This is a genomic window from Allobosea sp. 2RAB26 (assembly GCF_052115465.1).
Taxonomy (GTDB): Bacteria; Pseudomonadota; Alphaproteobacteria; order Rhizobiales; family Beijerinckiaceae; genus Allobosea.
In genome coordinates this window covers 490,115-502,996 of record NZ_JBFRGS010000002.1, presented here as the reverse complement: position 1 = coordinate 502,996, position 12,882 = coordinate 490,115, and the positions used below count along the sequence as shown (strand labels likewise).

The window sequence follows — 12,882 nt, the reverse complement described above, 5'->3', positions numbered from 1 at the left end:
GCACCGGCCTGATCCGAGGGAAGCGCCCCGCCCAGGCCGGGATGATGCGTCGCGCACATGTCCCCGGCCGGCTAGCGCGCCAACAAATGTTTCGACTACGGTGAGGCAAGGCTCGCATCCGCAACGGATTCGAGCCAGGACGCTTCGCGACGGCTGATCCTTGCTCCCTGAAGCGCCCGCAAGACTGGCAGGTGAGATTCATGGCGCTTCATCGTTTCGTCCCGCATTCCTATTCCAATGTCATGGCCACGCTGCCCCCGGTCCTCACGGTCGCCAGCGGCGACACGATCGTGACGACGACGCTCGATGCCGCCGGCATCGACCATGAGGGCGTGCAGCGGGCCCCGCGCGGCAACCCGATGTCCGGTCCGTTCGCCGTCGCGGGAGCAGAGCCGGGCGATGCGCTGATCGTGACGATCGACAGGATGACGCCGAACCGCAAGACCGGCTGGACCTATTCGCCACTCTCGCAACAGGTGGTCGATCCGCGCACGGTGGCCGAGCTGCCGAAGAGCGAGCGCTTCGAATGGGCCATCGACGCCGAGAAGTGCACAGTCCGGCTGATCGGCGCCTCGGAGCGCATCTCGGGCTGGAGCTTTCCGCTGGCACCGATGATCGGTTGTTTCGGCGTGGCTCCGGCCGGCGGCCAGGCGATCTCGACTGCGACGAGCGGCTCCTATGGCGGCAATATGGACTATCGCCGCTTCGGGCCGGGCGCGAGCATCGCTTTCCCGGTGTCCGAAGCGGGCGGGCTGTTCTTCCTGGGGGATGGCCATGCCTGCCAGGGTGATGGCGAGATCGTCGGCACCGGCATCGAGACCAGTTTCGAGATCGCGTTCACCCTGCATCTGCGCAAGAATGCGCCGGGCCGGTGGCCGCGTTGCGAGACCGCGACCGAGATCATGACCCTGGCCAGCGGCCGCCCGCTCGACCAGCCGCTCCAGTTCGCGACGACCGAGATGCTCCGCTGGATCGTCGACGACCTCGGTGTCGATACCGTCGAGGCGAGTCATCTGCTCGGCCAGTTGGTCCGTTACGACGTCGCCAACATCTTCAACCCCGCTTATTGCGTGGCCTGCCGGCTGGAGAAGAACGACATCACCAGAGCGATGTCGCTGCTCGGCAAGTAATCCCTGGCGAGGCGTCGCCCGGCTGGCAGTCCAGGGCAATAACGCTTGGGCAAGAGCTCAGCCGGCCTGTAGCGGCTTGCGATAATACACCACCCGCTCGGTTTCCTCGAAACCGCGCGCCTCATGCGTCTGCTGCGAGACGGCATTGGACAGGTCGGTGTCCGAGGCGAGTTCCATGCAGCCATGGCCCTTTGCCCAGGTCTCGACGGCTGCGCAAAGCGCCCGGGCGACGCCGTGGAGCCGCCAGCCGGGCGCCACATAGATCCCTTCGAGGAAGCCGACGGGCGAGGTTTCGCAGCCATTGACGTAGTCGTGCCGCAGGGCGGCCTCGGCAAGGCCGATGGCCAGGCCAACATCGTCCCGCGCGATGAACGCGGTATCGTTCGCACTTGCGAGAATGCCCACGGCCTCGTCGCGATGCTCCTGCGCGGTCGAATCCGGCCAGAGGGCCAAGCGCAGCCTGATCCAGTCCTCCTGCGTCTCATCCGTGCAGGTTTCGATCAGTATCGGACCAGCCGCGTCCCTCTTGCCAGTTGGATCGGCAACAATGCGGTCGCGCTCGCCGGTCACGACGCCAGGCGTTCCAGCATGGTGTAGGGACCGCCCTTATAGGTGGTGCTTCCGAAGGGCCGGTATCCGAACTTGTCCGCCAGGCGCAGCGAGGCGACGTTTTCGGGGGTGATGATGCAGACGGTGCGGGCGGGGGCGTGCGTGCGGGCAAGCCAGTCATGGCTGGCGGCGACCGCCTCTGCTGCCAGACCCCGTCCGTGAGTCGACCGCGCCATGATCCAGGAGGCTTCCGGGAAACCGTCGAAGCGCTCGCCCAGGCCGCGGTGGAAATCAGCGAGGCCGACATCGCCGACCAGTTCGCCGCTTGCCTTGTCGAAGACGGCGAACATGCCGTAGCCGAGCAGCGACCAGTGGCCGGCATAGCGCAGCATCCTGTTCCAGCCATCTTCCCGCGACAAGTGCGGCACGGCAATGAACCGGAACAGGTCCCGGTCCGAGAACATCGCGTACCAGGGTTCGAAATCCTCCAGCGCGTGAGGGCGCAGGAGCAGGCGTGGCGTTTCGATCATGGGCGGACAGAAAGCAGCCGCGCCGCTGCGCGTCAACGCAGCAGCGCCGGAGACCACCCTACAGCCCCGCGATCGCCTCGCCGGGATCGGCCTTTGGAGCCCTGGCGATCGCGAAGGCGGCGTTCAGCTCTGCGCCATAGAGGAAGATCGCGGCGAGCCAGTAGAGGAAAACGAGGGCGATCATCGCCGTCGCAAGGCCGGCATAGGTCGTGACATAGGCACCTGCAAAGCCGTCGAGATACCAGCCGAAGCCGAGGCCGCCGACGAGCCAGAAGGCGAGGGTGACGAGAATGCCGGGCCAGAGCGTCCGGATATGCGGGGCGCGGGCCGGCAGCGTGCTGTGCGCGACGATCAGCGCCAGCACGATCAGCATGGTCGCGCCAGCGACGCGCAGGAAGCTGAGCAGGATGGAGAGCGGCGCCAGCCAGGGCGCGAAGCCGATCAGCCAGCGCAGGACCAGCGGCCCGAGCACCACGAGAAACGCGAAGGAGAGCATGAACACGGCGCCGCCGATCACGTAGAGGATCGATTCCAGCCGTGTGTGCCACCAGGCCCGCCATTCATAGGCCTCGTAGGCACGGTTGAGGCCGATGCGCAGCGCCTCGACGCCGGACGACGAGAAATACAGCGCCAGCAGCGCGCCAAAGGTCAGCGCGTCGCTGCGGACCGCCGTCAGCACCGAGCGCACCTCGCGTGCGATCGGGATGGCGATCTCCTTGGGCCAGGCTTCGAGCAGCAGCGCGGTTGCCTCATCGGCCGCATTCTGCGTGCCGAAGACGCCGCCGAGCGCGGTCACCAGGATCAGGAAGGGGAAGAGCGACATCAGCACGGAGAGCGCGATATGGCTCGCGATCGCCCAGGAATCATGGGCGAGGAAACGCTCGAAGGCGAGGGAGGGGACGGACAGCAGCGACATGCGGAGACTCGGGCGAGCGGGCACTGATTGTGACCTCAACCCGCCCCGCCGTCATCCAGGCTCTGTGCCCGATTCACCCGCGGCCCCTCGCTGGCCCGGCATGACGCATTCGTTCCCTCGCCCGGACATGCCGTCCCGGCGTCGTCGGACGGCGACAAGCGCTTGCGCCGGGATTATCAGGGCGATCAGCGAAAGCCGGTGCCCATGCTCGAATCGCCCCTGTTCCTGCGCGTCATCCCGCTCGTCTTCACGCTTCTCTGGTCGAGCGGCTGGATCGTTGCAGGCTATTCCGCGCGCTATGCCGACCCGCTGACCTTCCTGGCCGTGCGCTATGCCTGTGCCGGCCTGCTGCTCATCGGCCTGGCGCTCGCCGTCGGTGCCCCCTGGCCGAAGGGCCGCCGCGCGATCATCGACTGCATCGTCACCGGTATCCTGCTGCATGCCGTTTATCTCGGCGGCGTCTGGTGGGCGGTGCGCCATGGCCTGCCGGCCGGAGTTTCCGGCCTGATTGCCGGCCTTCAGCCCGTGCTGACTGCGCTGTTTTCCCCCCTTCTGGTCGGCGAACGCATCTCGCCGGTGCGCTGGGCCGGGATTCTCTGCGGTTTCCTCGGCATCGCCCTGGTGCTCGAGCCGAAGCTGGTCGGCGTCGATCCGCAGGCGCTCGCCGGCATCCTGCTGCCGGTCGGCGTCAATATCGTCGCGATGTTCGCCGTGACCTTCGGCTCCTTCTATCAGAAGAAGCGCATCGTCACCGGCGATCTGCGGACCGTGACCGCCTGGCAGTACACCGCGGCCTTCCTCGTCACGCTGCCCGTCGCCTATGCGCTCGAACCGATGCGGATCGAGTGGAACCTGACCATGGCCCTGGTGCTGGCCTGGTCGGTCCTGGCGCTCTCGCTCGGTGGAATCGGGCTCTATCTCTGGCTGATCCGGCGTGGCGAAGTCTCGCGCACCGCGACCTTCCTCTATCTCGTGCCGCCGGCCGTCGCGGTCGAGGCCTGGTTGCTCTTCGGGGAGACGCTGACGCCGCTCCAGCTCGTCGGCATGGCTGTGGCGGTGCTCGGCGTCGTGCTGGCCAGTCGAAAATAGTCTGGCCCCCAGCCGAAAGGCGGATTTCGGATTCGCCAGATTCTCTCCTATGCTGCGTCGCAACAAAGGGAGAGAGATCATGAGCGCCAACGTCGCCCGCCACTCCGAGGCCCCTGGCTCCGCCGTCGAGCTGATCGGTGCCGCGCTGCCAGGCTTCGAGACGCTGCTCGACCAGGCGATCGCTGCGGTACGCCAGAAGGTGCTGGTCGACGGCAAGATCTCGTCTTCGAGGCTCGAAGCCGAGCAGCACGCGGCGCATGGCCTGTCCTGGCTCGCGACCTATGTCATGGCGTTGCGAGAGCTGAAGGCCTATGGCGAGCGCCTGCAGGTGGAGGACCGCTACGGCGCCACCGAGGATTACGCGCTGCGCGTCGGCGCCGGTGAATATGCAGCCCAGATCTTTGGCGGCATCCCGATGAGCCAGGGCGAGATCGTCAGGCTCCCGGCGCTCGGCCTTGGCCAGAAGGCGATCGCCGCCGCGCGTGGCGAAGCGGCGGAAACCCTGATCTCCGAGGGCAACACGCCGGAAAACCGCGCGCGCCTCGTCGCCTTGTTCAGCCAGTCGCAGGGGCTCGCCAGTGTCGGCGATCCCGGCCTCGACGAGACCCTGGAAGCGATCCGCTCCGAGATGCGCCGCTTCTGCGAGGCGGAGGTGACGCCGCATGCGCATGAATGGCATCTGGAGAACCACTACATCCCGATGCCGGTCGTCGAGAAAATGGCCGAGCTCGGCGTCTTCGGCCTGACCATTCCCGAGGAATTCGGCGGCATGGGCCTCAGCAAGGTCTCGATGTGCGTCGTCTCGGAGGAGCTTTCGCGCGGTTATATCGGCGTCGGCTCGCTCGGCACCCGCTCCGAGATCGCGGCCGAGCTCATCCTCTGTGGCGGCACGCCGGAGCAGAAGGCGCATTGGCTGCCGAAGATCGCCGCGGGCGAGACCTTGCCGACGGCCGTTTTCACCGAGCCCAATACCGGCTCGGACCTCGCTTCGCTGCGCACCAAGGCGGTGCGGGATGGCGATGTCTTCAAGGTCCATGGCAACAAGACCTGGATCACCCATCCCGTTCGCGCCGATATCATGACGCTGCTTGTCCGCACCGATCCGGACGCGCCTGGTTATCGCGGCCTCTCCATGCTGATTGCCGAAAAGCCGCGCGGCACGGACGAAGACCCGTTCCCGGTTGCCGGACTGAACGGCGGCGAGATCGAGGTGCTCGGCTATCGCGGGATGAAGGAATACGAGCTCGCTTTCGACGGTTTCGAGGTCAGGGCCGGGAACCTGCTCGGTGGCGTCGAAGGCCAGGGCTTCAAGCAGCTCATGCAGACCTTCGAGGCGGCCCGCATCCAGACGGCGGCGCGCGCCATCGGCGTGGCGCAATCGGCTTTCGATCTGGGGCTGCGCTATGCGCAGGAGCGCATCCAGTTCGGCAAGCCGCTGATCGCCTTCCCGCGCGTCGCCGACAAGCTCGCGATGATGGCGGCTGAAATCCTGATCGCCCGCCAGCTCACCTATTTCGCCGCTCGCGAGAAGGATGCCGAGCGCCGCTGCGATCTCGAGGCCGGCATGGCCAAGCTGCTCGGCGCCCGGGTTGCCTGGGCCGCCGCCGATAACGCGCTGCAGATCCATGGCGGCAATGGTTTTGCGCTGGAATACCCGATCAGCCGCGTCCTCTGTGACGCCCGCATCCTGAACATTTTTGAGGGTGCGGCGGAGATTCAGGCGCAGGTGATCGCACGGCGGCTGGTCGAGGGCTGACGGACCCGCCGGAGGAAGCCGGCTGTGTTTGCATCGGCTTTTCCGAAAACCGCAATCCACTCTTCGGGTCGATGCGTTAGCGCTTCGCCTTCCCGGCAGACTCCAGGGCGGTCGCGCCATCGAACGGGTAGGCCGCGCCGGAGACCTCGATCGCCACATGCGTTCCCGGCTCCGGCGGGGACAGGTCGGATGAGCGCAACTGCAGCAGGGTGTCCGTGTCCGCATCGAGCGCGATCGTGACGAGGCTGCTGGCGCCGCCGAACTCGACCTCGACGATCCGCCCTCCGGTGCCGCCAGCGAGCTCTGAGGCGGCCGATGGCCGCAGGCGAAGCTGTTCGGGGCGCAGCAGGATCGTTGCCGGGCCGCGCCGGGTTCGGTCGGTGATCGCAATCTGCCCGAGTGCGCAGCGCGCCGCGCCATCGGCCAGCTCCGCCTGCAGCAGGATCGCGTCGCCGAGGAAACGAGCGATCGCGGGGTTGCGTGGTTGCATGTAGAGCAGCCGCGGCGGCCCCGCCTGGACCAGTCGGCCCTCCTTCAGCACGACGAGCTGGTCGGCGAAGCCGAGCGCTTCACCCTGGTCATGCGTGACGAGGATCGCGGTCACCGCGAATTCTCGCAGCACGTCGGCCACCTTGCGGCGCATGGTCTCGCGCAGCCCGGTATCGAGGGCGGAGAAGGGCTCGTCCAGAAGCATCAGCCGCGGCCGCCGGGCGAGCGCACGGGCGAGGGCGACCCGCTGCTGCTGGCCGCCGGACAACTGGTGGGGCCGCCTCTCAGCCATGCTGCGCGGCAGTTCGACAATGTCCATCAGCTCTGCAATCCGGGCATCCCGGTCGGTCTGGTTCCGCGTCAGCCCAAAGCCGATATTCTCGGCGATGCTGAGATGCGGGAACAGGGAGCCGTCCTGCGTCACGACGCCGATCCCGCGCAGATGCGCGGGGACGCCAAGCCCGCCATCGACGATGATCTCGTTGCCGATGGTCACGGTGCCCGCGGCGGCCGTCTCGAAGCCCGCGATGATGCGCAGCAGGGTCGTCTTGCCCGATCCCGAGGGGCCGACGATCGCGGCCCGTATGCCGGGCGCGACCGAGAAGCTGATATCGTCGAGGGCAAGCGTCGCGCCGTACTGCTTGCTCAGGCCGGAAACGGTCAGGACGCTCACAGGCCGTTCGCCTTTCGCGACTGCCGGTGCAGCATCACGGCCATCGGGATGGAGAGGATGATCATCAGGACCGCATAGGGCGTCGCCGCGACATAGTCGATCTCGCCGGTCAGCGACCAGAACTCCGTCGCCAGCGTCCGCGTCCCATTGGGCGAGAGCAGGAGCGTGGCGGTCAGCTCCGTGGTGATGCCAAGTCCGACCAGCGCCATTGCCGCGCCAAGCCCCGGCGCGGCCAGGCGCAGCGTGACCTGCAACACCGCCAGCAAGGGCGGCCGCCCGAGCGCCGAAGCCGCCCATTCGAGCTCTACCGGCACCTGCGCGAGGCTGCCGCGCAGACCGATCAGCGCGCGCGGCAGGAAGATCAGCGCATAGGCGACGAGCAGCATGAACCAGCTCTGGTACAAGGGCAGCGCCACGCGGACCGTGATCGTGACCAGCGCGAGCGCGACGACGATGCCCGGCAGCGAGCCGACATAGACATGGCAGGCTTCGAGCCGCCGTTGCCAGAGCCCTGGCCGCCGCACGCACAGCCAGGCGATCGGGATGGCGGCAGCACTCGTGAGGGCGGCGCCGGCCACGGCATAGAAGACGGTCGTGCCGAAGGCACCGGCGAGATCGGAGATCCGCCAGGCGTCCGCTCCGCCGAGAACGAGCCAGCGTCCGAGCGTCAGGCTGGGGACGCCGAGCGAGAGCAGTGCATAGGTGAGAAGCAGGCCGAGGCACGGCAGCGTCCAGATTCGGCCGGGCTTCAGCCGGGGAGCCGTACGCGGCGCCCCACTGCCGACGCGGGCCTGACGTTCACGGCCGCGCAATGCTCGGTCGAGCACCAGCAGGCCGAGACAGCACAGTACCAGCACGCCGGCCAGCATGTTGGCTGCCGGACCGTTATAGCTCGACTGGAACTGGTCGATGATCGCCGTTGCGAAGGTGTCGAAGCGGATCATCGCGAACAGCCCGTATTCGGCCAGCAGGTGCAGGCCGATCAGAAGTGCTCCGCCGGAAACCGGGAGGCGCAGCTGCGGCAGCACGACCTGGGTGAAGACCTGGCGGGGCGAGCGTCCGAGGGAGGTCGCAATCTCTTCCAGCGCCGGGTCGAGCCGGCGGAGCTGCGCTACCACGGGCAAATAGATGAAGGGCGTATAGGCCAGTACGGAGATCAGGGTCGCGCCGGGCAGGCCATGGAGGTGGGGGGCAAAGCTCGCCCAGGCATAGCCTTGGACGAAGGCCGGTACCGCCAGGGGCGCGACGGCAAGCCATGACCAGGCGCGTGCCCCGGGGATCGTCGTCCTCTCGGTGAGCCAGGCGAGCAGGATGCCGAGCGCAGCCGCGGCCGGGACGACGCAGAGCTCGAGCAGCAGCGTGTTCAGCAGGAGTTCGCCGACGCGCGCGCGGAAAACCAGCGCGACGACCGTGTCCGCGCCGGTCTGGATGGTGATCGCGATCAGGAACGCGAGCGGTGCCAGGCAGAGCAGGGCGACAAGCGCGGCTGCAACCGTCACGGCCTCGTTCAGGCGCCCGTGCAGCGGCCGCAGGGCTGGGTGTCTCTGCAGCGACGTGCTGACAGCGGGCTCGGATACCGTGCTCATAAGATTCTCGATTTGCACGGGCAGCGATGGCGGCTCGCTGCCCGGCAGAGGGGCTGTCAGAGCAGCCCGGCCTTGGTCATGAGTTCGGTGACCGCCTTGCTGTCAAGCTTGGACGGTTCGACCTTCGGCGCTTCGAGTTGCGGCAGGGGCACGAGCTTGGGGTTGGATTCCGCGCCCTTGGCGACGGCATACTCGAAGGAATCCCCGGTCCTCAGGATGTCCTGGCCACCCTTGCCGGCGACCCATTTCACGAAGGCCTCGGCCTCCGGCTTGTGCTTGCTCGAGGCCAGCACACCGGCGCCGGAGACGCTGACGAAGGCGCCTGGATCCTGGTGCCGGAAATAATGCAGCGCGACATTGCCGCTGTTCTCGGCGGTCTTCGCCTGATCGCCGAAGAAGTAATAGTGGTAGATCACGGCGCCTTCGACTTCGCCCGTATTCACCGCCTTCATCGCGACGCTGTTGCCGCGATAGGGCTTGGAGCCCGCCTTCATCGCCTTGAGCCAGGTCGCGGTCTCCGCCTCGCCCTTGAGGACGAGCATCGCACCCACGATTGCCTGGAAATCGGCGCCGGACGGCGAGGCGCCCCAGCGATCCTTCCAGGCCGGTGAGGCCAGATCCATGATCGACTTCGGCAGCTTGTCCTCGCTCAGCTTCGTCTTGTCATAGGCGAAGACGGTCGAGCGGGCCGCAACGCCGAGCCATTTTCCATTGGCCGGACGCAGCGCGTCGGGGACGAGGTCCAGCGTGGCGGGCGAGAGCGGGGCGAACAGGCCGGCATTGTCGACCAGCACCATCGCGGGCGAGTTTTCGGTGATGAAGACATCGGCCGGGGAGGCCGCGCCTTCCTGGACGATCTGGTTGCCGAGCTCGGTATCGCTGCCCTTGCGGAGCGTCACCTTGATCCCGGTTTCCTTGGTGAAGGCGTCCGACCAGGCTCGCGTCAGGCTCTCATGCTGGGCGTTGTAGACGACGATTCCCTCGGGGCTGGGGGCCGGCGCCGCCTGGGCGAGCGCAAAGCTCGAAACCCCGGACGAGAGGATGCCCAGCATCAGGGCGGACGCCAGATGTCGGAAGGAGAAAGCCATGGCGTGTCTCTGGGTTGAAATCTATCGGCGCGACAGTTGATGTCGCGCGAATACGTATTGGCATCAAAAATATCGCTGTCAACGAAGATGACAGTTATTAGAATTCATCTAAACTGAGGTTTGGGAAGGTAAGATAATTTGCCGACAGCTTACTCTCTGTATTAACGACTGTTTGCTGTGCGTGATGTCGTAAGGTTGTCTTACAGAAGACGGTACTTCACGAATCCGTCACCACCATCGCCAGCCGGTTGCGCCTTCAAATCAGCTGGCAGTTTTCCGGCTGCGGCTGGCGAAGTCAGGAAGGTGACGTTCACGCCGGCCGGAAGTGCTACCAGCGACCAGTTACCATCGGCCTTGGGTTCGATCGTTTTCTTCTCGATGATGTAGCGTACGATCACGTCGCGGTTGAGATCGGGCGCCTCCAGCACCACGGTCGTCCTGGTGCCGGGAAAGTTCCCGCCGCCCGAGGCACGGTAATTATTGGTCGCGATGATGAACTCGGCCTGGTCGTCGATCGGCTTGCCAGCATAGGCGAGGTCAACGATGCGGCGAGCGTCGCGCGCGACAAGCGCGCCATTGCCGTCATAGCGCGAGGGCTGGGTCACATCGATCCGGTAGGTCACGCCGTCGATCACATCGAAATTGAAGGGGGGGAAGCCGGGGTCGATCAGCGGCTGCTCCTCGGTCTTGGCCGGGTCGATGCGGTGGAAGATGCCGGCCGAGCGCTCCAGCCACTCGCGCACCTCGGCGCCGGTGATCTTCACCACCTGCACGGAGTTCGGGTACAGGTAGATATCGGCGACGTTCTTGATCGCGATCGGGCCGGCCGGGATATCGGTGTAGAAGCTCGGCCCCGCGCGGCCGCCGGACTTGAAGGGCGCGGCCGCAGAGAGCACGGGCAGCCCCTTCCACTGCGTCTGCGCCATCAGGCCTTCCACATAGGCCGTCTGCGCCTCGGCCACGATCTGGACCGAGGGATCGTCGGCAACCAGCGCGAAATAGCTGTTGATCGGGCTCGCGGTGGAGCCGACCGGCTCGCGCATATAGATCAGCGTCGCCTCGTGATCGGCCTTCACGGTTGCGAGCACCGATTGTTCGGTGGCGGCCTTCGACACGATCTTGCGGTCCGGCGTGCGCTCGAAGATCGGGCGCGGTTCGACCTTGAAGGCGGCAACCTTCCAGCGCCCGTCGCGCTTTTCCAGTTCGAGATCGATCAGTCCGAGATGCGACCCCCAGAAGCCGGGCTGGCAGGCCGGCTTGCCGTGCAGAGAGCCCAGCTTGTTGTCGACGCCCTCGATGCCATCAAAGGCCTTGCCGCCCGGGAAAACCAGATGCTGGTGGCCGGTCAGGATCACGTCGATGCCGTCGAGCCTGGCGAGATGCAGTGCCGCATTCTCCTCCATGCCCTTGCGAACGCCGCCTGCGATGCCGGAATGACAGAGCGCGACGACCAGGTCGGGTCCGGCCCTGAGCAGGTCGGGCAGGTGCTTGCGGGCGGCATCGACGATGTCGGTTGCCACCAGCTTGCCGTCGAGATTGCCCTTGTCCCATTGCATGATCTGCGGCGGCACGAAGCCGATCACGCCGATCTTGAGCAGCTGCCTCTGGCCGGCCTCGTCCTCGAAGCTCTGGTCGAGCATGATCCAGGGGTCGATCAGCGGTGTGCCTTCGGGGCGCGTGACATTGGCGCAGACCAGCGGGAATTCCGCCTTAGCGAGGCCGTTCTCAAGGAACGGGAGGCCATAATTGAACTCGTGATTGCCGAGCGTACCGCAGGCATAGGGCAGGGCGTTCATGGCAGCGAGCATCGGGTGCGTCTCGCCGGGCTTCAGCCCCTTCTTGTAGGCGATGAAGTCCCCGAGCGAAGAGCCCTGCAGGAAGTCGCCATTGTCGAACAGGATGCTGTTCCTGGCTTCCGCCTGCGCCAGCTTGATCAGGCTCGCCGTCTTGGCGAGGCCGACCGTGTCGTCGGCGGCGTCACGAAAATAGTCGTAGGGCACGACATTGACATGGAGATCGGTGGTCTCCAGCACGCGCAGCTTGAGCTTCACGGGGCTCTGCGCAGCGAGGCCGGAAGGCAGCGTCGCTGCGGCGGCCATGGCTGCTCCGGCCTTGAGGGTTTCACGGCGGCTAAATTGGGTTGCGCGTAACATCGGACCCAGCCTCTGGATATCTGTTCTGAATGTCGCGAGGCTAGAGCATGCTGCGAAAAACTGGCAACGGTTATTCGCATAAAGCATGCTCTAAACTATTAGAGTCGACCGCGTTTCCTGCGTTTGGATGATTTCGTCCAAACGCAGCTTGGGCGAGCATCGTGCCGGTCGTATGGCACGCCAAAGATGAGTGGCTGCTTGCAGCTCTCCCGCCTTGCTTGCCTGGACGCGTCGGCCGATGGCAGGCTTCGACAGGAGGCGCCCCGCATGATCCTGATCGGCCAGTATGATTCCCCCTTCGTGCGGCGCGTCGGCATCGCATTGAGGCTGTACGAACTGCCCTTCGAGCATCGGCCATGGTCGGTCTTCGGCGATGCCGAGAAGATCCGGCCCTACAACCCGCTGACGCGCGTGCCGACGCTCGTGCTGGATGACGGTCTCGTGCTGGTCGAAAGCCACGGGATGCTCGACTATCTCGACGGTCTCGTCGCCGCCGAACGCCGTCTGTTCCCGGTCACGGAACCGGCCCGGCACCGGGCGGTGCGCACGGCCGGGCTGGCGATGGGCTTCGCCGAGAAGGCCGTCAGCCTGTTCTACGAGATGAAGCTGCATCGGGAGATGTCGCAGGTCTGGGCCGAGCGCTGCCGCGCCCAGATCCTCGCGACGCTGACCATCCTGGAGGCGGAGCGCAGCCAGCACAGTGCAGGCGGTGCGTTCGCCGGGCGTGTCGGGCACGCCGATATCGCGCTTGCGGTGGCCTGGCGCTTCCTGATGGAGGCCCATCCTGGTATGGCCTCGCCCAGCGACTACCCGACACTTGCCGACGAGGCCGCAAGGTTGGAAGCGCTGCCGGTCTTTCAGGCGATCGCGCAGCCCTTCGTTCCTCCGGCCTGAGCGGCTGCAGCATCATACCGGTTATCGTG

Annotated in this window: 11 protein-coding genes; 4 read left to right on the top strand and 7 right to left on the bottom strand. The window is 66.2% G+C overall.

The window, feature by feature from the left end:
- Positions 1–200: 200 nt before the first annotated feature.
- Positions 201–1,130 (top strand): acetamidase/formamidase family protein, encoded by a 930-nt coding sequence (locus tag AB4118_RS05490; protein WP_441488779.1) that lies wholly within the window; start codon positions 201–203, stop codon positions 1,128–1,130.
- Positions 1,131–1,187: 57 nt separating this feature from the next.
- Here AB4118_RS05490 and aac(6') read toward each other — a convergent pair whose 3' ends face one another.
- The 3 genes from aac(6') to AB4118_RS05475 all read right to left on the bottom strand — a co-directional run bounded on the left by aac(6') (position 1,188) and on the right by AB4118_RS05475 (position 3,125).
- Positions 1,188–1,634 (bottom strand): aminoglycoside 6'-N-acetyltransferase, encoded by a 447-nt coding sequence (gene aac(6') / locus AB4118_RS05485; protein ID WP_441488846.1) that lies wholly within the window; start codon positions 1,632–1,634, stop codon positions 1,188–1,190.
- Between the two features lie 62 nt (positions 1,635–1,696).
- Positions 1,697–2,209: a GNAT family N-acetyltransferase gene (locus tag AB4118_RS05480; protein ID WP_441488778.1), complete on the bottom strand. Its 513-nt coding sequence runs from the start codon at positions 2,207–2,209 to the stop codon at positions 1,697–1,699.
- A 58-nt stretch (positions 2,210–2,267) separates the two neighbouring features.
- Positions 2,268–3,125, bottom strand: a complete 858-nt coding sequence (locus tag AB4118_RS05475) for a YihY/virulence factor BrkB family protein (RefSeq protein ID WP_441488777.1) — start codon at positions 3,123–3,125, stop codon at positions 2,268–2,270.
- A 204-nt stretch (positions 3,126–3,329) separates the two neighbouring features.
- Here AB4118_RS05475 and AB4118_RS05470 point away from each other — a divergent pair, with 204 nt between their 5' ends.
- Positions 3,330–4,214, top strand: coding sequence for a DMT family transporter (locus AB4118_RS05470; protein ID WP_441478411.1), 885 nt, complete (start codon positions 3,330–3,332; stop codon positions 4,212–4,214).
- A gap of 79 nt (positions 4,215–4,293) precedes the next feature.
- On the top strand, positions 4,294–5,970 hold the full coding sequence (locus tag AB4118_RS05465; RefSeq protein ID WP_441488776.1) for an acyl-CoA dehydrogenase family protein: 1,677 nt from the start codon (positions 4,294–4,296) through the stop codon (positions 5,968–5,970).
- 76 nt (positions 5,971–6,046) lie between these two features.
- Here the strand turns inward: AB4118_RS05465 and AB4118_RS05460 are convergent, their stop codons facing one another.
- The 4 genes from AB4118_RS05460 to AB4118_RS05445 all read right to left on the bottom strand — a co-directional run bounded on the left by AB4118_RS05460 (position 6,047) and on the right by AB4118_RS05445 (position 11,959).
- Complete coding sequence (locus AB4118_RS05460; protein ID WP_441488775.1) at positions 6,047–7,132, bottom strand: ABC transporter ATP-binding protein; 1,086 nt, start codon at positions 7,130–7,132, stop codon at positions 6,047–6,049.
- Positions 7,129–8,718 (bottom strand): ABC transporter permease, encoded by a 1,590-nt coding sequence (locus AB4118_RS05455; protein ID WP_441488774.1) that lies wholly within the window; start codon positions 8,716–8,718, stop codon positions 7,129–7,131. Before AB4118_RS05455 ends, AB4118_RS05460 begins: the two co-directional genes overlap by 4 nt.
- Before the next feature lie 56 nt (positions 8,719–8,774).
- Complete coding sequence (locus AB4118_RS05450) at positions 8,775–9,770, bottom strand: iron ABC transporter substrate-binding protein (protein WP_441488845.1); 996 nt, start codon at positions 9,768–9,770, stop codon at positions 8,775–8,777.
- A gap of 236 nt (positions 9,771–10,006) precedes the next feature.
- Positions 10,007–11,959, bottom strand: a complete 1,953-nt coding sequence (locus AB4118_RS05445) for a bifunctional 2',3'-cyclic-nucleotide 2'-phosphodiesterase/3'-nucleotidase (RefSeq protein ID WP_441488773.1) — start codon at positions 11,957–11,959, stop codon at positions 10,007–10,009.
- Between the two features lie 267 nt (positions 11,960–12,226).
- Between AB4118_RS05445 and AB4118_RS05440 the strand changes: the two genes are divergently transcribed.
- Entirely contained in the window at positions 12,227–12,853 is a 627-nt protein-coding gene (locus AB4118_RS05440) for a glutathione S-transferase family protein (RefSeq protein WP_441488772.1), read from the top strand.
- The last annotated feature ends 29 nt before the right edge of the window (positions 12,854–12,882 follow it).

Bases quoted from the DNA above. Each gene is read 5' to 3' on its own strand.
- AB4118_RS05490 (WP_441488779.1), top strand. From the start codon at position 201: ATGGCGCTTCATCGTTTCGTCCCGCATTCCTATTCCAATGTCATGGCC.
- AB4118_RS05480 (WP_441488778.1), bottom strand. From the start codon at position 2,209: ATGATCGAAACGCCACGCCTGCTCCTGCGCCCTCACGCGCTGGAGGAT.
- AB4118_RS05475 (WP_441488777.1), bottom strand. From the start codon at position 3,125: ATGTCGCTGCTGTCCGTCCCCTCCCTCGCCTTCGAGCGTTTCCTCGCC.
- AB4118_RS05470 (WP_441478411.1), top strand. From the start codon at position 3,330: ATGCTCGAATCGCCCCTGTTCCTGCGCGTCATCCCGCTCGTCTTCACG.
- AB4118_RS05465 (WP_441488776.1), top strand. From the start codon at position 4,294: ATGAGCGCCAACGTCGCCCGCCACTCCGAGGCCCCTGGCTCCGCCGTC.
- AB4118_RS05455 (WP_441488774.1), bottom strand. From the start codon at position 8,718: ATGAGCACGGTATCCGAGCCCGCTGTCAGCACGTCGCTGCAGAGACAC.
- AB4118_RS05450 (WP_441488845.1), bottom strand. From the start codon at position 9,770: ATGCTGGGCATCCTCTCGTCCGGGGTTTCGAGCTTTGCGCTCGCCCAG.
- AB4118_RS05445 (WP_441488773.1), bottom strand. From the start codon at position 11,959: ATGTTACGCGCAACCCAATTTAGCCGCCGTGAAACCCTCAAGGCCGGA.
- AB4118_RS05440 (WP_441488772.1), top strand. From the start codon at position 12,227: ATGATCCTGATCGGCCAGTATGATTCCCCCTTCGTGCGGCGCGTCGGC.